Source organism: Agarivorans sp. QJM3NY_25 (assembly GCF_050870875.2).
Taxonomy (GTDB): domain Bacteria; phylum Pseudomonadota; class Gammaproteobacteria; order Enterobacterales; family Celerinatantimonadaceae; genus Agarivorans.
This window is the reverse complement of sequence record NZ_CP194041.2, coordinates 2,634,812-2,660,058: the sequence shown is the minus strand read 5'-3', so window position 1 is coordinate 2,660,058 and position 25,247 is coordinate 2,634,812. Positions and strand designations below refer to the sequence as shown.

Sequence of the window (25,247 nt, the reverse complement as noted above, 5' to 3'; positions counted from 1 at the left end):
GCTATTGATGGGGATGAGGATTAATTCATGTTTGTATGTTTATGTCATAGCATCACAGATAAGCAAATTAAGCAGGCGGTTGAACAAGGCTGCGAAAGTTTGAGCGACGTGCGTGAACAGCTCGGGGTTGCTTCCGAATGCGGTCGTTGTGCGCGTATGGCGAAACAGATCATCAACAAACAATTAGAAGTGACACCTAAATATTACCAAGTCGCTTAAATTCCCCGCGGGTAGTTATTTTTGTTTTAATTACCCCCTCCCTCTAAGTTTGAGCTAACGCTTCATCTTCTAAGCCGTTTTCATCATCGTTGTGATGGTTCTATCTAATACCAATCTGATTCATTATATGCTCAACTTATTGCGCAGAATAAAGCGGCTGATACTAGGCACGAAGTGCAGTAACGAGTGGCTCTAATCACTAGATACATCACGCAGCTAACGGTGATTTAGCTCAGCAAGAACGAACTAATCATCAGTTAGATTGGCACCATGTTTAAACCGCGTCGCAAACGTTTTTCGAGTCCGTCCATCAAGTCTCATCAATCAACTATCGCAAACTTAGTTTTGAATTTAATCACTGCTTATGGCCGACCTTATGGTCTAGAATTGTGAGACCTGTTGCAGCGGCACAATGACTCCAATATGATGGTAGCCTGATGATAAGAAGACAGTAATTAGGAGACGCACATATGTCGATGGCAGACCGCGACGGATTGATTTGGTTTGATGGTGAAATGGTACCTTGGCGCGAAGCGAAAGTTCACGTGTTAACCCATACCTTACATTATGGTTTAGGTGTGTTTGAAGGCGTGAGGGCTTATGCCACCGATGATCAGGGCGCGTGTATCTTTAAGTTGCAAGAACATACTGATCGTCTATTCCGTTCTGCGCACATCTTAAATATGAAGCTGCCTTATTCTAAACAAGACATAAATGAAGCGCAGCGGGCAGTGGTAAGAGAAAATAAACTTGCGCATGCCTATTTACGTCCAATGTGTTTCTATGGTTCGGAAGGGATGGGCTTACGGGCTGATAATTTAAGTACCCACGTGATCGTTGCTGCCTGGGAATGGCCAGCCTATATGTCACCAGAGTCTAAAGAATTGGGGATTAAGATCCGCACCTCGTCTTATACTCGCCATCACGTGAATATTGCAATGACGAAAGCCAAAGCCAATGGTAATTATATTAATTCGATGTTGGCTTTAAAAGAAGCCTTGGATTGTGGTTGTGAAGAGGCTTTGTTACTCGATCCAGAAGGTTACGTTGCAGAAGGCAGTGGTGAAAACTTCTTTATGGTGCGTGATGGTGTTATCTATACACCGGAGTTAACCTCTTGCTTAGATGGGATTACTCGCAAAACCGTCATTCAAATTGCGCAAAGCTATGGTTATCAAGTGATTGAAAAACGAATTACCCGCGATGAAGTGTATATCGCTGACGAAGCTTTCTTCACTGGAACTGCGGCTGAAGTATTACCAATTCGCGAATTGGATGGCCGTCAAATTGGTAATGGTCAACGTGGCCCAATTACCGAGCAGTTGCAATCGACCTATTTTGAAGCCGTGACTGGAAAACGTGCTAATTTACTCGATTGGTTAACACCAGTAGCTTAATGATTGAAATAATTGTGATTGAGGCATGCTAAATTTTTTGGCATGCCTGCCATTTTTATACACTCTTGAATCAATCAAAGGTAAGCAATCACCCCTTACAATGAATCATTCCTCCCAACATCAACTATCCTTCGGCTTAACGATTTGATCTTCTTCTCGATGGATCAATAAATCAAAGCCTTTATCGCGCCAGTATTGAATTAGATTAGGCTGTACGCCAAGAATGGCAAGCGCAATATGATGTTCCTGGCAATGCAGCTTTAGTTGTTGCCAAAAGTCTTTATTATCGTTGTTGATATTCAGTAAGATCCACATATCTAAGGATAATACCAAGATGTCGATCAGTTCGAATACGGTTACTTGATTCTTTAATTGAGCGATTAAGTTGGGCTGCCAAGCCAGTTGAAAGTGCTGTTGCTTTAAGCGGATTAATCTCGAAAGATGATCCATCGGTAAATCTGGACTAAAGACTAAAATTTGTTGAGGATAATGCGTTGCGAGGTGATTCAGGGAAGCGTGATTGCTTGTTAGCTGCTGTTTAAAATAAGGCCAATAGTTGGCATTGAATAGCGCTGGCTTGCTTGACGGTCTATCGGAGTCGGATGGTTGCTTGAGAATCGGCCAATCCCAATAACCAAATAATTGTTGATCATCAATATTTTTAATCAGGTAACAACGATGCTCGGCGACTTGTTCTTGCTGGTTGAGTTTATGGCGGTAACGTCGGAAAAATTGACGGCTCAGGTAAGCCACTTGTTGTTGGAATAAGCTTTGCTCGAAACAGGTGTAGAGATTTAAGCCATAATGTTTTGCTAGCAAAATAATGCTACTGCGTAGTCGAGAGTTGCTTTGAAAAACTAAAAATAAGCCGGGGCGATGTAGTACAGAAGCTAAGATTTCGATAACCTCAACCAAATTAGGGTCATTGTCATATACCACGACTAATACTAGATTGGCCTGCCGTAATTGATGTCTTAAATTCTCTTGTGGGGGCCACCAGCGGTGATTATTGGTAAATTGTAAGTGGGACAGTTGTTCTGCGAACGATGAGTCTGGCTCCGAACTATACCAGTAAAGTCGTTTATTATTGAGCCATCGTTGATATTGCCGATTAATTTTGTAACACCAGAAAGTGAATTGTTCTTCAAACTCAACTTGTTCAGCGCAATAGGTGAAATCCGCAATATCGAAGGCCATATCTGGCAGTTTGCCAACCAAAAATACCGACATTTGCGATTGCTCTTCTAGCAAGTTAGCTAACAGGCTTAACTGAGCACTATTGAGTTGGATGCAGTTAAATACAATGGCATCAAATTCGTTGGTTTGTTGAAGTTGCAGCTGTAGCTCTTCTAAGTGAGAGACTTGAATATGATCGATAGGATAATTGACTTGAAAAAGAGGCTGCTGAAACCACAATACTCGGAGTAGCTTTGAATTAGCGGGGAGAGTAGTTGGCGCTAATAATAGCGCCAGCTCCTCTTCATTTAAAGAAAATGAGTCCGCCGTCATTGTTAGTAATGAACCTTGACCGCTGCTGCAATTTGTTTGGCATGACTAACCGCTTGCTCGATGCTATCGGCGCGATTGAGCGCGACGCCCAAGCGGCGTTGGCCATTAATTTCGGGTTTAGAAAATAAGCGTACCTGGCTATTGGCTAAGTCTAAAGCTTCGCTTAATCCGCTAAACTTAATATCTTTGGATTGGCCTTCTCCCATGATCACCGCCGAAGCGCTGGCGCCAAATTGGTGGATTTGTTTGATCGGCAGGCCCAAGATGGCTTTGGCATGCAGGGCAAATTCAGATAAGTCTTGAGAAATTAAAGTCACCATTCCAGTATCATGTGGGCGAGGGGAAACCTCACTAAAGTAAACCTGGTCGCCTTTAATAAATAGTTCAACACCAAACAGACCATAGCCGCCTAATTCGCTAACAATCTTATGCGCTATTTCTTGAGATTTAGCCAGCGCTTGCTCAGACATTTGTTGTGGCTGCCAAGACTCGCGGTAATCACCATCTTGTTGGCGATGGCCAATAGGTGCGCAAAAATGAATGCCATCGATGGCACTTACCGTGAGTAAGGTGATTTCGTAGTCAAAATCAACAAAACCTTCAACGATAATTCGTCCTGCACCGGAACGGCCGCCTTGCTGCGAGTAATCCCAAGCCGCAGTGACATCATTACTATTACGAAGTGTCGACTGGCCTTTACCTGAAGAGCTCATTACCGGTTTTAATACACAAGGTAATCCTACCTTGGCGACCGCCTGTTGGCAGTCCTCCAAGCTATCGGCAAATTGATAAGCAGATGTTGGCAGCTGCAATGTTTCTGCGGCTAAGCGGCGGATCCCTTCGCGATTCATGGTTAATTGAGTCGCTCTTGCGGTGGGCGTTACAGCAAAACCTTGTTGCTCTAACTCAACGAGGGTTTGAGTCGCAATCGCTTCAATTTCTGGAACAATGTGTTGCGGTTGTTCTTTGATGATGATGGCTTTTAAGGCTTCGCCATCTAACATATCGATGACATAACTGCGATGAGCAAGGTGCATCGCTGGGGCATTTGCATAACGGTCAACGGCGATAATTTCAACGCCATAACGTTGTAGTTCAATGGCAACTTCTTTACCGAGTTCGCCCGCCCCAAGTAATAACACTTTCGTTCCAGAAACGCTAAGCGCAGTTCCTAACATTTAGATGCTCCTATGTTTTAGAGTAACCATGATGAGTCATGGTTTTTTCAGAATATTCTGCGAAATTCTGTAATTCTTGCTTAAAACTAAACCGATTGTCGTTATGTTCCCATAATTCAAAGCGCTCAACTTTGTCTAAGCTCAGATGATTTAAATTCAGTTGAGATAATAAAGTGAGAAGCGGAGAGAGAGAAGGGCTAAAAGCAACGTTTTCGATATAACAGCTCCAAGCGAGCAATTTATCGCCTTGATAAGCGAACATTGCGCTTTGGGTGTGGCTATAGGGAGCATAACTGGCTTTGGCAAAATCACTCGGCTTATGTGCATCGCTGAGCGCTAAGTGATGTAAAGGAGCAGTAATGCCAAGATCGTCTGGGCCAAATGATTCAGGGAGTAATTGCGGTAGGCGGTAGTTTTGCTGATTAAAGCGGATCTGCAAGTCTTTTGCATTTTCCAGTTCATTCATGAATTGGCGGCAATAACCGCAAGGGGCGGCATTAATTACCAGACTTTCTATCGAGCTGGCTTGATGGCTCAAAGCATTGAAAATAGCACTTTGTTCGCCATGTAGGCTGCCCGTTAATGGGCCATAAGCTAACTCATAGTTTGCGCCCAAAAACAGCTGTTGTTGTGTATCGATAGCAATCGCGCCAACGTTAAAATGAGATTTTGGTGTTACCGCGAAGCTTGCTGCTAAAGGAAGCATTCTTTCAGCAAGCTCGAGAACACTACAACTTAGTTGTTTGCATAAAGCCGCACTTTGAGCACTGTTTAGCATGTGAGGCACTTGTTCAGTGAATAAAACTCGTTGTAAGGCTTGTAGTAAGGCTGGATCTTGGAGCTTGTTAGGTGACATATAAGGTTCCTCGATATTGCTCGCGAGCGATAACAATCATTCGTGTATCAAGTCTTTGATTATAATTGTCGCAACGATCATTGACTTAACATTTCTGTCTATTTTCACCTTAACTCAACTACCGAGATACCAAGGTAACTAAAGATGTTGATCATTGATGATTTGGTTTTTCACGATTGAGCGTAAGGCATTGAGCAAAGTTAGTGAATGAGGATCGAGCTTTACAAGTTATGGATGGGAGACTGGAGTATTTCAAGTTGTTAGCGTTTTAGTACTTAAACTCAAAACCTAAGGAAAACTTACTATCGCCATAACCAGGAATATCGTGATTAGAAATAATGGTTTTTAGTGAGAGATATTCACTTAATGGGGCAACAAAACCTAGACCAACGGCAAACTCAGATTTGTCGGCTAAGTAGGCTAATTGGCGACGGCCCAAACCATGGTAGATGGAGTCTTTATGTAGCTGAGTATAGACTGAGTACTTAGGGTCGTAGATATGGCTAAATAATTCTAAACGAAATGAGTTAAAGGGCGTTTGAACCACTGGAATTGCAACCAGTTCGTATAAGTCAGATTCTGCAAAGTAACTATTGGTTAAGGTGGGAGAAAAATCAGTTTTTTGATAGGCCTGTTCGAATAGATGACCTAACAATGCAAATTGTTCTGCACTCAGCCTCAATAATGAAGAAGGGCGTATGGGTTGCTTATTTTCTGTGGCCTGACAAGTTGTAATACAACCAAACAACAAGCTAAGCGCCAAGGCAAATGCCTTGACTGTCGATGCTTCTAATTGCTGAGTTTGTTCCATCAATCGTCAGTAATTGTTGTGATCTAGTGAATCAATTATAGCGAAAGGTTTGGCTTAAGCTAGTTGTTTGCTCACATTTTAAAGTAATTGTATATAGTCATAGAGCCTTTTTAAGATCTGAGTCTTGTTCGGGTCATTTTGATGCTCAATTAATAAGTCCTCTAAGTTTGGTAATATTTGACTCATTTGTTCACTTAATACGATTTGTCGCTGAGCTTGCCATTGCTGAAGTTCGTCTTCGCTTAAGCACTCGGGGTAATTTCTTGCTTTAAAACGCAATAGCAAGCGATTTAAGCGAGGATCGGCAAATTGAAACCGTTCCTTGGAAATTAGATTGGGGTCACTATCGCGTAATACTTGCATTAAATTTTTGTCTGCGTTGCCAACAAATCCTCGGTATAAACTGGTATCAGGATTGTCATCCTCGGCGAATTCACTCTCTAGCGAAAATACTTGGTTCAATTTTTCTTGAATTAGCAATTTATTGTTAACTAATAGATCGAGGCTTTGGCGACATTGTGATCGATTTAAACCCAATTGTTCCGCTCGTTCAGGCGTTAAGGTACTGGCGGGGGCTAACACCGGACACTTATTGGTGTGGACCAGTTTGACCGGGATTGGTAGTTCATCTGCAGCTAAATTGGCACGGGCAGTATAAAGGCGTTGGTTAATTTGCTCAGCGTTGAGCGCGAGTAATACACTGGCGTCTTGGTTCAAATCCACCACAATCATTGCATTTTTATTAACCGGGTGCCAAGCGATAGGGAGGATCCAAGATGCGCAGCCTTGTGTGGCACCAAACATGCCGGAAATATGAACTAAGGGTTTGTTATTTAATAAATCAAATTTTTCTGCAACCACCTTTTTATTCCGCATATTAAGTAAATAGCTGAACAACTTAGGTTGTTTATCTTTGATCAGTTTAGCCATAGCAATGGTTGCATACACATCGGAAACAGCATCATGAGCATTGGCATGGCTTAAACCGTTGGCCGCAGTGAGTAATTCGAGTCGAAAACTCACGATACCGTTCGCGTCAGTGGGCCACTCGATACCATCGGGGCGTAGCGCATAACAAGCACGAACCATATCAATCAGATCCCAACGTGAATTACCATTTTTCCATTCGCGTTCATAGGGGTCGAGAAAGTTTCTAAATAAAGTGTAGCGGGTCACTTCATCGTCAAAGCGAATGCTGTTGTAACCTACGCCACAGGTTCCTGGTTGACTAAACTCTTGGTTAATTTTGTCGATGAATTCGCTCTCTATCATCCCTTTTTGTAATGCCTGCTGCGGGGTAATGCCAGTCACTAAGCAAGCGTGTGGTTGAGGAATGTAGTCATTTGCCGGTTGGCAAAATAATTCAATTGGTTCGCCAATCGGATTTAGCTCCAAATCGGTCCGAATTGCGGCAAATTGGCAGGGTCGATCTCGGCCCGGGTGAATTCCGAAAGTTTCATAGTCGTGAAATAAAAAAGTTTGTTGGTTCATTGGTCTATCGTCACGCTTTGTAGATGCTTCACTGTTTTAATAAAACTAACCTTACCATAAAACAGAGTGAACAAACTCGCTCTCAGGATTGAGTGTTTAGTTTGCATACAGTAAGTCACTTTTTTAATGCTGCTACTTTCATCATTTGAAGTAGCGGGTATTGCTCTAGATTCACAGACTCATTTTGAGGGCCTTTGTTGCAAGTTATTGACTGAGGAACCCATGAAGATGACCTCGAGACCACAAAATGGATTATATAAAGATAAACCGCTTCGAGAGTAACTAAACTATATTTAGAAATATATCAGCAATATAGTTAAGTTTGTTGGTTTTAGCTGTTGTGTTCACTGAGCTGTATGCTATTTCAAGGATGAGATATGACAATGTTGCAGTCGTTATTGACCCTACTGATTTTGTTAATTGTGGTCGGTTTCTTTTTAAATAAATTACGTACTAGTTCTATCGAAAATTTGAGTGCTCTTTTTAGTTCTCGTAAAAGTATATTGGTTATTTTAGTGGTGGTGGTGTCCGCCATTGGTGTGATTGCGGCGATCACCAGTATTGGATTGATGCAATTAAAACATCATCGCTTCGTACAAGTGGAAAATGTGGTGGAGTCGATACTCGATACCACTGATGCAGGCTTGGATGAATGGATGCAATCGTGGCAAGCGAAAGTTGATATCATTGCTCACGATCCAGCTTTTCAACATTTCTCATATGTGTTACTTGAAGCGGAGCATTCCAAACAAAGTTTAATCGAAAATCCTGCCTTGGCGGGCCTGCGTCAAACCGTTGCTAATTACCGTTCTATTTTTGATGATCTTGGTTTTGTCATTATTTCACAGCAGCGGATTAATATCGCATCGATGCATGATGATGAGATAGGCGAAATCAATGACATTACTCGCTATTATCCACATTTATTAACCCGAGCATTTGCAGGTGATACCGTGTTAATTCCACCGATCAGGCTGCAAGAGGGTGATCAAGAGCGATTTAAAGGGCCGCGGGGCAACAGCCATTCGACAATGTTTATTGTTGCACCCATTCGAAATGGCGATGGGCAAGTGGTGGCATTACTTAGTTTACGCTTGGATCCAGAGCAAGAGTTTAGCAGTCTGTTAGAGGGTGCGAGGGTTGGTGAAACGGGTGAAACTTATTTAGTGAGTCGCTCCGGATTTCTAGTCTCACCAAGTAAATTTGAGGCGCAGCTACGCGAACTAGGGCTATTAGAGACTGGTCAATCCTCAGTTTTAAATATTAAGTTAAAGGTTCCGAATGGTGGCTCAGTACAACAAGAGTGGACGGAGAGTGGTTATGGGGTCCTAAATAAGCAAACTGGAGGAAATTTCGTTCACTATCTTGATTATCGCGGTGTTGCGGTGGTAGGTGCTTGGCACTGGGATAGGGACATGGAGATCGGCATTGTTTCTGAGATCGATTATCAAGAAGTGATGCAAGGCTATTCTCATTTTCGCAACATTGTGTTGTTGCTACTTGCTGCAACTCTTACATTTAGTTTGTTTCTGTTTGTCTTAGTGTTTGGTTTAGTGAGAAAGCTTAATTTGCGGCTGAAGCGATCGAATATCGATTTGGAACAACAGGTGAAGCAACGAACTGCGGAGTTACAAGAGCGAGAACAAACCTTATGGGATCTATATGAAAATGCCCCTGTGGCCTATGCCTCGTTGTCAACGGAAGGCGTATTTTTAAAGCACAATCATAATTTTGCAGAATTGTTAGGTGTCGAACGCAGTTTTTTTGAACAGCACCGGTGGCAAGATTTTGCTGCTGACCCACAGCAACAGCAAAAGTCGCAACAGCTATTAGATGAGGTGATAGGTGGCCAGAGTCTGACGGATAGAAACTTGATGATTAAGGCACCAGATGGTCGTGAATTACATCTGAGCGTTAGTATGACACCGCGAAGAAAGGGGAGTAATCAAGTAGCGGAAGTGAAAGTGTCACTTACAGATGTCACCGAACGTTACTTAGCACGGCTTGCGTTAGCGGATAATGAAGAGCGGATCCGAACCATCGTCGACACGATTGCAGATGGTATTATTTTAATTGACCAGCGCGGGATCATCAGTAGTTTTAGTCCCGCAGCCGAGCATATTTTTGGCTATCGTGAGGCAGAAATTGTTGGTAAAAATGTTAATCTATTGATGCCAAATGATATTTCCGTCGACCATGATGCTTATTTGAGCCAATATCAGTCAACAAATGGTTCCTTTGTATTTAGCAATGAACGAGAAGTGTTTGGACTTCGTAAGGGCGGTGAACCGTTTCCTATGGAATTAACGGTTAAAGAGATCTATTTAAAGGGTAAGCGTCATTTTACAGGGGTGGTTCGAGATATCACTGCTCGCAAAAAAGCTCAGCAAGAATTGGCGGATAGTGAGCGGCAATTTAGAACGTTAACCAATAATCTGCAATGCGTGGTGTATCGTATGCAATTACTCGAGGATGGCGGAAAAGATTGGTTATACCTGAGTGAACGTATTGAAGAACAGACTGGCTACCCACATCAAGACTTTATCGGGAAACATCCAAAACGCAACTATCGAGACTTAATTCACCCGGAAGATAAAGCGCATGCCTTAGCATCGGTGAGTGAGGCTTATCGCCATGGCGGTCAAATATCCCAAGAATTTCGAATTATTGATGCGGCAGGTACTGTACGGCACGTATTACACAAAGCGGTGGTATCACATGACCAAGATAGCCAGCACAGCTATTCCGATGGGGTGATCTTCGATATTTCAGACCTTAAGCAGGTTGAGGCACAACTGCGTGAGAGTGAAGAGCGTTTAGATTCTGCTGCTTCTGGCGCAGGTTTGGGAATGTGGGATTATTACCCGCAAGAAGATCGGATCGAGGTGAATAATATCTATGAAAGCATGCTTGGTTATCAAGCCGGTGAACTTCGGGATGGCGTGGGTTTATGGGCCCGTTTGAAAAATGATACTCACACTTGGTTAAGTTTGATTCACCCGCATGATGTATTGAGTACCGAAGAAAAGTTAGCCGAACATTTAGCCGACAAAAGTGATTTTTTGCGTAACGAAATACGTCTTCGTTGTAAAAACGGCGAGTATCGGTGGATATTAAGTATTGGCCGTGTGTCTGAAGTCGACAGTGAAGGTCGGCCACTGCGGATTAGTGGTATTCATGTCGATATTGATGAAATCAAGCAATTAGAGGAGGCGCTGAATGATGCGAGAGCGCAGGCTGATGCGGCAAGTCAGGCGAAAAGTGACTTCTTAGCCAACATGTCACATGAAATTCGTACCCCTATGAACGCAATTATTGGGATGTCTTACCTCGCTTTGGAAACGCAACTCGACCCAAGACAGCGTAATTATATCGATAAGGTTCATCGCTCTGCGGAAGCCTTGTTGGGGATCATCAATGATATTTTAGATTTTTCGAAAATAGAGGCGGGAAAACTGGATATTGAGTCGGTGGGATTTCGCTTAGAAGACGTGTTAGATAATTTAGCTAATTTGGTGGGCTTAAAGGCCGAACAAAAAGGCTTAGAGTTACTGTTTGATATCGATCCCAATATACCAACGGCGCTGATTGGTGACTCCTTACGACTCACTCAAGTATTGGTTAACCTGTGTAACAATGCTATTAAATTTACCGAACAAGGCGTTGTGGTGTTGAAAATTGAGGGGGCTGAACTGACGGAAAATGCAATACGATTACACTTTGCGGTGACTGATACAGGGATTGGGATGTCGCCGGCACAACAAGAGAAGCTATTTAAACCTTTCTCTCAGGCCGACAGTTCGACCACTCGTAAGCATGGCGGAACTGGTTTGGGCTTGGCTATCTGTTTGAAATTAACAGAGCTTATGGGAGGGAAGATTGCGTTGAAGAGTGAGGTTGGTCAAGGGAGTAGTTTTTATTTTGAGTTACCAATGTTGACTCAAGATAATACACTGCTGGTCAATGCCACCACGCATGCCAGCCTATCGCATTTAACCGCCCTAGTTGTGGATGATAACCAAAGTGCTCGACAAATTAACGTACAAGTCTTGCAAAGTTTTGGCTTAAGCGTCCACTCGACCGCCGGGGGAAAAGATGCTTTGGCTTTACTGCAATCCTTTGCACCGGACGTAACGGTAGACATGGTGTTTATGGATTGGAAAATGCCGGATATGGACGGTGTGGAAACGGTTCGGCGCATCAGACAACAGGGATTGAATCCAGACGTGATCATGATTACTGCTTTTGGTCGAGAAGAGCTGAGTCAAGAGGCCAAAGGGGTACCTCTTGACGCAATATTAACCAAACCAGTTACGCCTTCTCATTTATTTGACACCATTATTCAGGTAAGAAAAATTGAAATATTTGAACAAACACGACGAGAAGTTAAGTTGCAGGGGGCTAATCAAGATATTGCCAACTTAGTCGGAGCCAATATATTGGTGGTTGAAGACAATGATATTAACCAAGAGTTAATTATTGAACTGCTCGAATCAAATCAAATTCATAGTCAGCTATGTTGTGATGGGGCAGAAGCCGTTGAATACCTCAGGACTCACCATGTGGATGGGGTGTTGATGGATTGCCAAATGCCGATTATGGATGGTTATACTGCAACCAAAGTTATCCGCCATCAATTAGCGCTTGCTGATTTACCAATTATTGCACTTACGGCTAACGCTTTGGCTGGCGATCGGCAAAAAGCCATCGATGCGGGGATGAATGATCACATTTCTAAACCGATTAATGTGAATAACTTGTTTGCGGTGCTGGCTAAATGGATCAATCTAGGGGAGCGTCCGCCGGAGACGCAAATACTCGAGCATCGCTTGGTACAGCATCATGTTGATATCCCCTTACCAGACATAGAAGGTATAGACACGGTTGTTGGCCTCGCGAATGCCAATGGTAGCCAACCCCTCTATTGCAAACTTCTTAGCAAGTTCTCTCAGCAGGATGTGATTGATAGCTTAGTATTGGCTAATCTAGAGGAGCGACTTCAGGATGCTGAACGGATCGCACATACCATAAAAGGGGTGAGTGCGACTTTGGGTATGGCGTCTTTATCACAATTGGCAATGTTAATCGAAGGTCAAGCTGAGAGTGGTTTTATTAACGCTATCGACATTGAACAGTTACAAGCCAAGATGGTTCCTTTGCAACAGAGCTTACGAGAATATTTTACAGATAATCCAGAGACGTCGAATGGGGTCGATGATGAGTATACTCCTGAGGTCTCAGATAAAGCCTTGAGTCTTTGCTTAGAAAAACTCGCGACTTTATTAGAAGATTTCGACAGCGAAAGTAATGAATACTTGGATAATCATCATGAAATATTATCTCGATTTCCTCCATTGGCTAAAGAATTACAACGGCTTATTGAAGAATATGACTACGAGGCTGCTGGGCAGATTGTATTAAGTATGCAACGTCAGTTAAACACCAATCCTGAATGATGAAGATGTCCAAGCAAGACTTGCGAAACAACTTGGGGTAGACTTTCACGATTTCATATTGAATTAGGGGAACGTTGTGACGCAAGAGTTGACTATTATTCGGCCTGATGATTGGCATTTACATTTGCGTGATGGAGCAATGTTATCAGTTGCCGCGAATGCAACCGCTAAACATTTTTCCCGAGCGATTGTGATGCCAAATTTAACTCCGCCAGTGACTCGAGTTGAAGATGCTCGAGCGTATTTGCAACGGATCAAACAGGTTCTTCCCCAGGAGAGCTCTTTTGAACCACTGATGACTCTCTATTTAACCGATGCGACAAGCCCACAATTGATTGAAGAGGCGGCAGCCAGTGGCATCATTAAAGCCTGTAAATTGTATCCAGCCAATGCCACGACAAACTCAGCTCATGGTGTGACCGACGTCGATGCCTTGCGCCCAGTGTTTGAAACAATGGCAAAGCATAATATTTTACTGCTGGTGCATGGGGAAGTGACACATGCCGATATCGATATTTTTGATCGTGAAGCAGTATTTATCGATAGCTATATGCGGAATTTGGTCAAGTCCCTACCGGAACTGAAAATTGTTTTTGAACATATCACGACTGCCGAAGCTGCGGAATTTGTCCTCAGCGCGCCAGATCATGTCGGGGCAACAATTACGCCTCAGCATTTAATGTATAACCGCAACCATCTTTTGGCGGGGGGCTTAAGACCTCATAACTATTGTTTACCAGTATTAAAGCGTCAAAACCACCAACAGGCTTTACAACAAGCGGTTGCCAGCGGAACGCCTAAGATTTTTTTGGGAACGGATTCAGCGCCACATTTACAAGGTGCAAAAGAAAGCGCCTGTGGTTGTGCCGGCTGTTATAGTGCGCCAGCTGCTATCGAGTTATATGCAGAAATATTTGAGCAACTGGGAATTTTGGACAAGTTGGAAGCCTTTGCTAGTTTTAATGGTCCTGATTTTTATGGATTACCCCGTAATAAAGAGACCATTACCCTAAGCAGGCAGGCTTGGCAGGTCCCATCACAGGTGATGGTCGAGGAACAAGCCTTGGTACCATTCTATGCTGGTGAAACTCTGCAATGGCAAGTCAGATAAAAAAAGCCCTTTGCTTAATAAAGCAAAGGGCCGCATAAATTGTATAATTACAAACACTGCAATAGGTAACTAAACGCGAAGACTGAATTAGCAAATCAGTCTCTTTAACATTACAGCGGGATCAAGTATTACACCATGCCCCAAATGGGTGAATTGAGTTAATATTGGCTTTTGTTTGGTGTTTTCATGAGGCTTGCGGGTCGCGAATCACAGAGAAAAAAAGCCCTCTGTTTAATATAAACAAAGGGCATGCATAAATTGTGTAGTAAACACAGCAATAGGTAACTAAACGCGATGACTGAATTAGCAAATCAGTCAGTTAAATCATATAGTGAGGCCATCTAGCTATCCATTCCCCAAATGGGTGAATTAAGTGGATATTCATAAGAATAGCGATGGCGCATAGGGAAAGGCGTATGTTTGCTGATTTCTGGCGATTTCACTGCGGCCAGAATATAAAAAAGCCCTTTGCCTAATATATAAGCAAAGGGCCTGCATAAAATGTGTAAAAATTACACCGCAATAAATAACTAAACGCGATAACTGAATAAACAAATCAGTTGTGTATAGGATATAGTTCAGTGCTTAGACTGACCATTCCCCAAATGGGTGAATGAAGTCAACATTGAGATTTTCTTGATGTATTTTGTTTTTCAACTGGTTGCTTTTTAGTCCAGCTGAGGGTCGATGATGAACAGAGTCATCATCATTTCGCTGCAGCTGGTGTTACTCGATGTGCTTGTTGCTATAAACAGGTGGCTTAGACTTGTTTTCTTAGCGATTGTTGTTAGCATTTGCGCCTCGTATGCAACCCTACGAGGTTTTATTCTTGCAGTCCGCTCTATCAAACTTGAAACAACAAATCAGCTTCGCTTTGGCAAAGGATCGTTATCGTCTTCAGCGGCAGCTGACTAAGTTAACATCCGACGATCTGGAACAAAAAAGTGCCGCTTTTGTTAAACTTGCTCAGGCTCTCGATCGCTCTTGTCAGTTAGCAAGTCGTCGACGAGCGACTATTCCTGTCATTCATTACCCTCCGCAGCTACCCGTCGTTGAGCAAAAACAAAAACTTTATGAAGCGATCCGTGATCATCAAGTGGTGATCATCGCTGGTGAAACGGGCTCGGGTAAAACAACCCAGATCCCAAAAATTTGTTTAGAGTTAGGCTTAGGGAGTCGTGGTTTCATCGGCCATACTCAGCCTCGGCGGTTGGCCGCCCGTAGTGTAGCCGCTCGTATTGCAGAAGAATTAGAGACTCCAGTAGGCGATTTGGTCGGTTATAAAATTCGTTTTAACGATCAAATTAAAGCGGATAGTTTAATTAAGCTGATGACTGACGGGATGTTGCTTGCCGAGATGCAACAGGACCGTTTTCTTTCTCAATACGAAGTTTTGATTATTGATGAGGCCCATGAACGTAGTCTGAATATTGATTTCATCCTCGGAGTGCTCAAGCAATTATTGCCCAAGCGACCTGATTTAAAAATTATTATCACTTCGGCAACCATTGATCCGCAACGATTTTCTAGGCATTTTAACGACGCTCCGGTGATTGAAGTCTCAGGCAGAACCTATCCGGTTGATACTCGATATCGCCCGCTTAACGAAGCAGAGCAAACCAAAGATGTCCTAGAAGGTATCGCCGATGCGGTTGACGAACTATATCGGGAAAAACCCGGTGACATATTAATTTTCATGAATGGCGAACGTGAAATTAGAGATGCGACAGATTACTTACAGAAGCGCCAGTTACGTGACACTGAAGTATTGCCTTTATATTCTCGTCTCTCTAATGCGGAGCAAAATCGCATTTTTGCAGCCCATCGTGGTCGTCGTATCGTGTTAGCCACGAACGTTGCCGAAACTAGTTTAACGGTGCCAGGGATCCGTTATGTTATCGACCCCGGTTCCGCCAGAATTAGTCGCTATAGCTATCGTTCTAAAGTTCAACGCTTGCCAATTGAAGCGATTTCTCAAGCGAGTGCCAATCAGCGTAAAGGACGTTGTGGGCGGGTGGCAGAAGGGATCTGTATTCGTTTATATAGTGAAGATGACTTTGCTGGTCGGCCGGAGTTTACCGATCCTGAAATTTTACGAACCAATTTAGCCTCGGTTATTTTGCAAATGCTTGGCTTAAGGCTTGGTAAGTTGGAAGACTTTCCATTTATTGATATGCCCGATCAGCGAAATATTAAAGATGGTTTGAACCTACTCGAGGAAATTGGGGCTTTACATCAGCAGCACGGGAAGCCAAGCCTTAGCGCTTTAGGGCGTGAGGTGATTAAGTTTCCCATCGATCCTCGCTTAGCGAGAATGATGGTGGCTGCGAAGAGTTTTGGCTGTGTTCAAGAAATGATGGTGATTTGTGCAGCCTTATCGATCCAAGATCCGCGAGAGCGACCTAGTGACCGTAAACAAGCGGCAGACCAACAACACGCACGCTTTGTTGATAAAGATTCCGATTTCTCGAGCTACTTATTACTATGGCGTTATTTACAAGAACAACAAAAGGCTTTATCAAGTAACCAATTTCGTAAACAATGTAAGCAAGAGTTTTTAGCTTACATGCGGATTCGCGAGTGGCAAGACTTAGTGTTTCAGCTTTCAACGGTGGTAAAAGAGTTAGGTTATCCACTGAGTCAAAATGAGGCGAATTACGATGCCATTCACCAGGCAGTGACCGCTGGTTTGCTCAGTCACTTTGGTTTTAAAGACAAAGAGCGAGAGTTTTTAGGCGCACGAAACGCACGCTTTGTGGTATTCCCGGGATCTAGTCAAGCGAAAAAGCCCCCTAAATGGGTGGTGGCTGCCGAGCTGGTGGAAACCTCTCGTTTGTTTGCGCGTGGCGTAGCAAAGATTCAGCCTAATTGGTTAGAAGCGCAGGCTGAACACCTGATTAAAAAGTCTTATAGTGAGCCGCACTGGTCGACCAAGCAACAAGCGGTGATGGCTTACGAAAGCGTGCGTTTGTATGGTGTAAGTTTAGTGAGCAAACGTCTGATTAATTATGGTCGAATTGATCCCGTTGTGGCCCGAGAAGTCTTTATTCGCTCCGCTTTAGTCGAGGGGCAGTGGTCAAGTAAACACAGCTTTTTTAAACAAAATCAGCGCTTACTCGAGGATGTCGAAGCCTTAGAGCAAAAGCAACGTCGCCGCGATGTGCGGGTGGATGATCAGGTGTTGTTTGATTTTTATGCCGCACGTTTAGCAGAAGATATTGTCTCTGCTTCTCACTTTAATCGCTGGTGGAAGCAAGCGCAGCGACAACAGCCAGACTTACTCAATTTTTCAAAACAAATGTTGTATCAACATGATGCGAGTCATGTGACTGAGCAGCAATATCCAGATAGCTGGCAGTTAGATGGCTTTGCGTTGGCCCTTAGTTATGTTTTTGAACCAAGTGAAGTAGACGATGGGGTGAGTGTCCATATTCCATTGGCATTATTAAACCAGATTGATTACTCACGTTTCGATTGGCAGATCCCAGCGTTTAGAGAAGCTTTAATTAGCGCTCTGATTAAATCTTTGCCTAAGCCTATACGACGTAATTTCGTACCAGTACCGAATTACGTTCAAGCCTTTATGCAAGCGGTCCCGCAGGCCGAAGGCGAGTTGTTACCAATATTGACCAAGCAATTACTCAGAATGACCGGCTGTAAGATCCCCGAGGATGCCTGGAATCTAGATGCTGTACCAGACCATCTTAAGGTCAACTTTAAGGTGGTGAATGATCAAGGTAAAGTCGTTTCTCAGGGGCGAAGTTATCAAGTATTGCAAACCAAACTTCAGGACGAAGTTGAGCAAACGCTTGCTGAAATTGCGCCTAGTGCGTTCGCCGAGCAAGCGAGTGTTAGTCAATGGAGCTTTGGTGAGTTGCCGACGATGATAGAAGAACAACGTCAAGGTTATCAAATAACCGCTTATCCGGCATTGGTGGATGAGGGGAAAACAGTGGCCCTTAAGTTGTTTGATAAAGCCGAAGAAGCGAGTTGGAGTCAGTCTCGTGGCTTAAGTAAGTTATTGCAACTGAATATTCCTTCACCGCTGAGTTATTTGCAGCAGCATCTGCCTAATAAAGCCAAACTTGGTTTGTACTTTAATCCTTTTGGTCGGGTTGATGTGTTATTGGATGACTGTTGTTTAGCGGTCATCGACAAATACTCGCGACTACAGCCGGTGGATAATCAAGCGGACTTTGTTGCCTTATGTGATACCGTACGGGCCGAGTTGGCAACTGAAACTTTAGCTGTAGTCGTACAGGTAGAGAAAATTTTAAGTTTGCATTACCAAATTAATAAGTCCTTGAAAGGTAAAGTCGGTTTTGATCGAGTGATGGCTCATGCTGATATTAAAGCGCAGCTTGCTAGATTGGTTTATAAAGGATTCGTGCGAGAGGTTGGCGTAGCGCGTTTAGCCGATTTACAGCGTTATTTAAAAGCAATTGAAAAGCGCTTGGAAAAATTAGCGATCGACGCGCATAAAGACCGTTTAGCCATGCAACAAATTGAAACGGCGGTTGAACGGGAACAAGTCTTAGCCTTACCCATATATAATGAACAGGGTCAAGAACTTCGCTGGATGATAGAAGAGCTGCGGGTATCGCTGTTTGCTCAGCAATTGGGCACTAAATATCCAATTTCCTTAAAAAGAGTGCTGAGTCATATGAGTGAGTTACAAAAAGGGAAATAACGATGGCATTACAACAATCAAAAGACCAGCCTCGCGTCGTAATTTATTATTGTAGTTTGTGTGGTTGGTTATTACGCGCCTCTTGGTTGAGTCAAGAGCTACTTACGACATTTTCACAAGAGTTGGCAGAAGTGGCTTTAAAACCAGCGAGTAAAGGACGTTTTCAAATTTACCTCGATGGAAAATTGATTTGGTGTCGAGTGGCTGATGAAGGTTTTCCGGAAGCTAAAATTCTAAAGCAACGAGTACGCGACCTGATCGCACCGGAAATGAATTTAGGACACAGTGACAAAAATAAAAAGGGCGCTGATTAGCGCCCTTGGTTCTTAGCAAGCTTTTTTGCTTAAGCAAAATTTGCTGAGGCAAACTCCCAGTTTACCAATGCCCAGAATGCATTGAGGTAATCAGGGCGAACGTTACGGTAATCGATGTAGTAAGCATGTTCCCATAAGTCACAGGTTAGCACTGGCGTAACCGTTTCGTCAGTCAGTGGTGTAGCTGCATTACTGGTATTTACGATCGCGAGACTGCCGTCAGCATTTTTGACTAACCAAGTCCAGCTGGAGCCAAAGTTGTTGACTGCGCTATCGGTAAATTTCGCTTTAAATTCTTCGAAAGAACCAAAACTTGCGTCAATGGCTGCTGCAAGTGCTCCACTTGGTTGACCGCCAGCATTTGGCGCCAAGCAGTTCCAGTAAAAGGTATGGTTCCAAACTTGCGCTGCGTTGTTAAATACGCCGCCAGTGGAATTTTTAACGATTTCTTCTAAACTTTTCTCAGCTAAATCAGTGCCTTCGATTAAACCATTTAGTTTTACCACATAGGTATTGTGGTGTTTACCGTAGTGGAAAGATAAGGTCTCAGCAGAGATGTGCGGTTCTAACGCGTCTTGTGCATAAGGTAGTTCAGGTAGTGTAAAAGCCATGTTTCTCTCTCCTTGTAATAATTGGCTGAAGCAACAGCACAATATTTTATATAGTAAAAACTTTACAAACTAGTTTAGCATTACAACAGTAGGCGGAAAAGCAAAAATATTAAAAAATATTGATCTAGCTCAAAGTGGTGAAATCAGAGATTTTTTTTGCTACGGTATAGTCATAGCACCTAGAATAGACTTAGTGTAAAAAATTAGAGAATTTTAAAATGGAAACTGTTGATAAAATTAAGCAGCAAATTGCTGAAAACCCGATCCTACTCTACATGAAAGGTTCTCCGAAGTTCCCTAGTTGTGGTTTCTCAGCGCAAACGGTTGAAGCTTTAATGCAATGTGGTGAACGTTTTGCCTATGTCGATATTTTGCAAAACCCTGACATTCGCGCTGAACTGCCTAACTATGCTGATTGGCCAACTTTCCCACAACTGTGGGTTGAAGGCGAATTAGTTGGCGGTTGTGACATCGTGATGGAGATGTTCCGCAGTGGCGAATTACACCCTTTAATTAAAGATACGGCGGCAAAACATCCTGCGCCAGAAAGTGAGGCTGAATAGACTAATATTCAGCTCTAATTGAAGGAATCAACCGCTCTTTATTCGAGTGGTTTTTTTTGTCTCATATCAAGTTGCTTAAAATTTTTCCATAAAAAGCTAAAATCAATGAGACATTTTGTGATCAAAAGCGTATAGTGCGCATCCTTTAAATAATCGTGGGCCAAATATGACAGAATCCAGCAGTACGAGTTTTGAGCAATTTGCTCTCCCTGAAACAATTTTAAAAGCAATTGCCGAGATTGGATTTGAGACGCCGTCTCCAATTCAGGAAAAAACCATTCCATTACTGCTGGAAGGACACGATGTACTTGGCTTAGCGCAGACCGGAACGGGTAAAACTGCAGCTTTTTCTTTGCCTTTAATCGCAAAGCTTGATCCACAATTAAATGTGCCGCAGATGTTGGTGTTAGCACCAACTCGCGAATTGGCGAATCAGGTTGCGGATGCAATTAAAGACTTTAGCCGTCATGTACCTGGTTTACGCGTACTTGCCATTTATGGCGGTGCCGATTATGGACAACAAATTAAAGAACTGCGTCGTGGCCCTCAAATTATTGTAGGAACACCAGGACGTACGATTGACCACTTAGAACGTGGTAAGTTGAAGTTAGATCAACTTAGAGCCTTAGTATTAGATGAAGCCGACGAAATGTTGCGTATGGGCTTTATTGATGATGTCGAACGCATCATGCGTGACATGCCAAAAGAACGCCAAACAGCGTTGTTTTCAGCAACCATGCCGCCAGCAATTAAAAATCTGACTAAGAACTACATGTCAGCTCCGAAAGAAGTAAAAATTGCCAACAAGACGCAAACAGTGTCTAACATTGACCAATACTATTGGAATGTTGCTGGTTTAAACAAAATAGAAGCTTTGGCTCGGATCCTTGAAGTGAATAGTGATGGTGCTGCGATTATCTTTTCGCGTACCAAAAGTTCGACCACTGAAATTGCTGAGCGCCTCGAAGCGAAGGGCTTTAGTGTTGCCGCTTTAAACGGTGACATGAACCAAACCATGCGTGAGCGCACCATCACCCGTTTAAAATCGGGTAAGTTGGATATTGTTGTCGCTACCGATGTTGCCGCTCGTGGTCTTGATGTAGAGCGTATTGGCCTCGTGGTTAACTTCGATATTCCTTATGATGCTGAGGCTTACGTTCACCGCATTGGCCGTACGGGTCGAGCAGGACGTAGTGGTAAAGCGATTATGTTTGTGGGTTATCGTGAGCAGCGTTTGTTGCGCAATATCGAGCGCACCACACGACAAAAGATTGAAGCGATGGAGTTGCCTACTCGTGAACAAATCGAAAAACAACGTATTGCGAGTTTTCAAGATAAATTAACCACCGCGGTTAAAAATACTAAGTTAGAAGATTATCAAGCCATTGCTAGCGAATTAGCGACAAACCTTGGTATGACTGAATTAGAATTAGCGACAGCCTTATTGTTCCAAAGTCAGTTAGCACGACCATTCAAGCTGCCAGCCGATCCTGAACCTCGTTCAGCTCGTTTCGCTGGTAACGATCGTGGTGATCGGTCTCGCGCTCCTCGTGGTGAGCGCAGTGCTCGCGGCGAAAGAGGCGAACGTCCTAGCCGCTCTGAAGCTGGCGCGACAAAACGTAAACGCCGTACCGCTGATGTTGAAATGAACACCTATCGAGTTGATGCTGGTCGTGAACATGGTGTACAAACCAAGCATATCGTAGGCGCGATTGCTAACGAAGCCAACATTAGCAGCGATTACATCGGTAGCGTGAAGTTATTTGATAGTTATTCAACGGTTGAATTACCGAGCGGTATGCCAGAGAAAACTTTTAATCATCTTAAGCGTAGCTTTGTTCGCCAACGTGCAATGCGTTTAGAGCTGATTGCTCAATAGCAATAATCGCTAAAATTAATAGGAAAAGGTGAACTTAGTTTCACCTTTTTTTATATACTCTCGGTACCATTGGTGCACTGCGAGTTAAGATGCGTTTTTTTCCCCTTCTTGTTATTTCTCTATTGTTGGTTTGTGGTTTATCGCAAGCCGAGACAAAGCCCTTACGGGGCGCAACACTTAGTTATATTGGACCAGTCAGTCAGGCGAATAGCCAACAGTTACTGGTGCCTGCCAGTACCTTAAAAATTGTAACGGCAACTGCTGCAATGAAAATTTTAGGCGCAGATTTTCGTTTTAATACTCAACTCAGTATCAAGTTGAGCGAGCAGGGCTTAGACCTTCACCTTCATATGAGTGGCGATCCTAGTTTAAGCAGCAAAGATCTGAATGCATTACTGACCAGAGCCTTCAGCCGTTATGGCAAAAAAATTCATTCAATCACCATCGACGATGGTGTCTTTAGTGGTCACAATCGCAGTCGTGGTCAGGTGTGGAACGATATTGGGATTTGTTTTGCTTCGCCAGTATCGGCACTGAATATTGATGGCAATTGTATTAATGGCAATTTGAAACCAGGTAAAATCGGGCAATTGAGTGATTTACATATTAGTGATCCGAGCTTGCTTAATATGGACAATCAAATTATGACGGTGGCGGCTGATACTGCAGATTGTGAACAACGTCTGGTGGTTAAAGATCATAATCACTACCAGCTTTCAGGCTGTATACCAAAAAATGCCAAAATGATGCCATTACGCTTTTCGATTACCGATGAGCATCGTTACTTTTCGTTGAAGCTAGGCCGAGTGCTGGCGCAACTGGGGGCGAAGTATAGCGGACAAATACAATATCGTTCTCGGTTAGCTCCGTTTCCAACAGTTTTTACACATCAGTCAGTACCGCTGATCGATTTACTGAAATTTATGTTGGTTGAGTCTGACAATTTGACCGCAGATAGTATTTTTAAAAGTCTAGCCGCAGCACAAGGACGTAAAGCGAGTTACGCAGTTGCGAGTAAAATTGTTTTGGCTCAATTGACTGCTTTGGGTTTGGATGTGAGTCAGGTCGTGATGCGTGATGGCTCGGGGTTGTCACGGGAGAACTTGATTAGTGCCGAGTTGTTATATCAGCTTTTGCAACGCTGGCAAACAGACCCGCAACTACAAGTTTTGCCTAGTATACTCGCCATCGCTGGAGAAAATGGCACGCTTAAATATCGCCGCAGTGTCACCAAATCTCCGTTAAAACATCATATTCACGCTAAAAGTGGTTATGTGACAGGCGTGATGAACCTAGTTGGATTTATTGAAAAACAAGGTCACCTAAGCCCGTTTGTATTTATGAGCAATGGGGTTGCTCTCAACGAACAACAGCGCCAAGCCGTGAAAGAGCGTCGTGTGGTGCATCCAATATTAGTTTATGAGAGAGATTGGTTGGAAAAGCAGTGGCAAGCTCTCAATTAGAAACATGCTTTGTATATGCATGAACATTCAGCGTTTAATACTCATTACTGAGTCTTTACTAGATTGTATATGGAGATAGCCCCCTGATTATTAGCATAAAGATTCATTTTTTCTGTAATTTACATGTGCTTTATGCTTAGATCTGCGGCCAATAACAAGAACGCAATTCGCATACACAATTATTAAGAGAAAATATGAGTAATAACACCTCAGTGAATAATCGCTGGTCGAGTAATTTTGCCTACGTTTTAGCGGCAACAGGGGCCGCAGTAGGGCTTGGTAATATCTGGAAGTTTCCCTATATCATGGGAGAGAACGGCGGCGGTGCTTTCGTACTCGTTTACCTTTTATGCATTATGTTCATCGGCATTCCGGTGATGATGGCAGAGGTTTACTTAGGTAAACAAGGGCGTTCTACACCAGCCAACGCGGTCGCGAAAGTAGCGCTTGAACATGGACGTTCTAAACATTGGGCATTTATTGGTGGCATGGGGGTATTGGCTGGGTTCTTGGTGTTAAGCTTTTACATTGTGATTGCTGGCTGGGCAGTGGCTTATGTATTTAAATCGTTATCAGGAGATATCTCGGCAGCTGCAGGTAATGCTGAGCAAGTTGGAGCAATGTTTGGTGCTTTAACTTCAGATCCTTTGCAACTCACCTTGTGGGCAAGCATTGTGATTGGGGCAACCATTCTGGTCTTAGCAAAGGGGGTCACTAAGGGTTTAGAACGGGTGGTCTATTTGTTGATGCCTGCGTTGTTTGTATTGTTGGCAATGATTATGGTTTATGCCGCAGTGACCGGTGATTTTGCTGCCGCAGTTAATTTTATGTTTAAACCTGATTTTTCTAAATTAACTGTTCATGGCGTGATGATAGCTCTCGGTCATGCTTTCTTCACCCTCAGCTTGTCATCTGGGATCATGATGATCTACGGTGCTTACTTGCCTGAAGGCACTTCGATAGCTAAAACTTCTATTTATATCGCGATTGCCGATACCGTGGTTGCGCTGATGGCTGGTTTAGCTATTTATCCTATTGTGTTTGCTCACGGTATTGAGCCGAGTGCTGGACCCGGTTTATTGTTCGTGTCATTACCGATTGCTTTTGGCTCCATGCCAATGGGATCGCTTGTCTCTGTGGTATTCTTTGTGATGGTGGTGGTCGCTGCATTTACTTCTGCAATCGCCTTGCTTGAATCGAGTGCTGCTTACTTGGTTGAGCGTCGCGGCTTACGTCGTAACGTTGCCGCCGTTATTGCTGGCTTTGCCGTTTGGCTACTCAGTTTGGGAACGATTGCTTCATTTAGTGGTTGGGAATTTGCACAGATAGATGCCGGGCCCATGGGAAGCAACTTTTTTGAGATCCTTGATTATCTAACGGCAAGCGTATTACTACCATTAGGCGGATTACTCATCACTATATTTGTCGGTTGGATGATGCAGGGGGAGCGTGTTAAACAGGGGATTGGTATGAAAAGCCGTAACTTTAGCTTGTTCATGAAGAGTGTTCGTTTTATTTCTCCAATTGCCATCGCACTGGTGTTTTTAAACGCCGTTGGTTTGCTGGCATTTTGATATACAACACTTGATAAGTCGGCTTAGGCCGACTTTTTGCTTTTTAGTCCCTTTAAAATCGTTAGCAGCAGTCGCCAATATCTCTTACAATACAACTCGGTCTGTTTATCTTTTACGATTGTAGT

At 43.3% G+C, this 25,247-nt stretch carries 16 protein-coding genes; 10 read left to right on the top strand and 6 right to left on the bottom strand.

What is annotated here, in order from left to right; genetic code table 11:
• The first annotated feature begins 27 nt into the window (after positions 1-27).
• Positions 28-219, top strand: coding sequence for a bacterioferritin-associated ferredoxin (locus tag ACRRSW_RS12250; RefSeq protein WP_432452956.1), 192 nt, complete (start codon positions 28-30; stop codon positions 217-219).
• Between the two features lie 470 nt (positions 220-689).
• Entirely contained in the window at positions 690-1,616 is a 927-nt protein-coding gene (locus tag ACRRSW_RS12245) for a branched-chain amino acid transaminase (RefSeq protein ID WP_432452957.1), read from the top strand.
• Between the two features lie 120 nt (positions 1,617-1,736).
• On the opposite strand, the gene ACRRSW_RS12240 is transcribed toward ACRRSW_RS12245, so the two are convergent.
• From ACRRSW_RS12240 to sbcB, 5 genes are all read right to left on the bottom strand, one after another.
• The gene (locus tag ACRRSW_RS12240; protein WP_432459479.1) at positions 1,737-3,125 is read right to left on the bottom strand and encodes a hypothetical protein; all 1,389 of its coding nucleotides are present in this window, start codon (positions 3,123-3,125) and stop codon (positions 1,737-1,739) included.
• Positions 3,126-3,127: 2 nt separating this feature from the next.
• A complete protein-coding gene (gene purT, locus ACRRSW_RS12235; RefSeq protein WP_432452959.1) occupies positions 3,128-4,303 on the bottom strand; it encodes a formate-dependent phosphoribosylglycinamide formyltransferase in 1,176 nt (391 codons plus the stop codon).
• 10 nt (positions 4,304-4,313) lie between these two features.
• The gene (gene cdd / locus ACRRSW_RS12230; RefSeq protein WP_432452960.1) at positions 4,314-5,159 is read right to left on the bottom strand and encodes a cytidine deaminase; all 846 of its coding nucleotides are present in this window, start codon (positions 5,157-5,159) and stop codon (positions 4,314-4,316) included.
• A 268-nt stretch (positions 5,160-5,427) separates the two neighbouring features.
• Entirely contained in the window at positions 5,428-5,970 is a 543-nt protein-coding gene (locus ACRRSW_RS12225) for a hypothetical protein (protein WP_432452961.1), read from the bottom strand.
• 78 nt (positions 5,971-6,048) lie between these two features.
• The gene (sbcB, locus tag ACRRSW_RS12220) at positions 6,049-7,461 is read right to left on the bottom strand and encodes an exodeoxyribonuclease I (RefSeq protein ID WP_432452962.1); all 1,413 of its coding nucleotides are present in this window, start codon (positions 7,459-7,461) and stop codon (positions 6,049-6,051) included.
• Positions 7,462-7,838: 377 nt separating this feature from the next.
• Between sbcB and ACRRSW_RS12215 the strand changes: the two genes are divergently transcribed.
• The 4 genes from ACRRSW_RS12215 to ACRRSW_RS12200 all read left to right on the top strand — a co-directional run bounded on the left by ACRRSW_RS12215 (position 7,839) and on the right by ACRRSW_RS12200 (position 19,032).
• On the top strand, positions 7,839-12,917 hold the full coding sequence (locus tag ACRRSW_RS12215) for a PAS domain S-box protein (protein WP_432452963.1): 5,079 nt from the start codon (positions 7,839-7,841) through the stop codon (positions 12,915-12,917).
• A 139-nt stretch (positions 12,918-13,056) separates the two neighbouring features.
• On the top strand, positions 13,057-14,028 hold the full coding sequence (gene pyrC / locus ACRRSW_RS12210) for a dihydroorotase (RefSeq protein WP_432456177.1): 972 nt from the start codon (positions 13,057-13,059) through the stop codon (positions 14,026-14,028).
• An 829-nt stretch (positions 14,029-14,857) separates the two neighbouring features.
• Positions 14,858-18,718: an ATP-dependent RNA helicase HrpA gene (gene hrpA, locus ACRRSW_RS12205; RefSeq protein ID WP_432452964.1), complete on the top strand. Its 3,861-nt coding sequence runs from the start codon at positions 14,858-14,860 to the stop codon at positions 18,716-18,718.
• Between the two features lie 2 nt (positions 18,719-18,720).
• Positions 18,721-19,032 carry a SelT/SelW/SelH family protein gene (locus ACRRSW_RS12200; protein ID WP_432452966.1) on the top strand — a complete coding sequence of 104 codons (312 nt, stop codon included), beginning with the start codon at positions 18,721-18,723 and terminating at the stop codon, positions 19,030-19,032.
• Between the two features lie 29 nt (positions 19,033-19,061).
• Here ACRRSW_RS12200 and sodB read toward each other — a convergent pair whose 3' ends face one another.
• Complete coding sequence (sodB, locus tag ACRRSW_RS12195) at positions 19,062-19,643, bottom strand: superoxide dismutase [Fe] (RefSeq protein ID WP_432452967.1); 582 nt, start codon at positions 19,641-19,643, stop codon at positions 19,062-19,064.
• 218 nt (positions 19,644-19,861) lie between these two features.
• Between sodB and ACRRSW_RS12190 the strand changes: the two genes are divergently transcribed.
• The 4 genes from ACRRSW_RS12190 (at position 19,862) to ACRRSW_RS12175 (ending at position 25,122) form a co-directional block, all read left to right on the top strand.
• A complete protein-coding gene (locus ACRRSW_RS12190) occupies positions 19,862-20,206 on the top strand; it encodes a Grx4 family monothiol glutaredoxin (protein ID WP_432452968.1) in 345 nt (114 codons plus the stop codon).
• Between the two features lie 166 nt (positions 20,207-20,372).
• A complete protein-coding gene (locus tag ACRRSW_RS12185; RefSeq protein WP_432459477.1) occupies positions 20,373-22,085 on the top strand; it encodes a DEAD/DEAH box helicase in 1,713 nt (570 codons plus the stop codon).
• Positions 22,086-22,174: 89 nt separating this feature from the next.
• A complete protein-coding gene (dacB, locus tag ACRRSW_RS12180; protein WP_432459476.1) occupies positions 22,175-23,548 on the top strand; it encodes a D-alanyl-D-alanine carboxypeptidase/D-alanyl-D-alanine endopeptidase in 1,374 nt (457 codons plus the stop codon).
• 194 nt (positions 23,549-23,742) lie between these two features.
• Positions 23,743-25,122 (top strand): sodium-dependent transporter, encoded by a 1,380-nt coding sequence (locus tag ACRRSW_RS12175; protein WP_432452971.1) that lies wholly within the window; start codon positions 23,743-23,745, stop codon positions 25,120-25,122.
• Positions 25,123-25,247 lie beyond the last annotated feature (125 nt).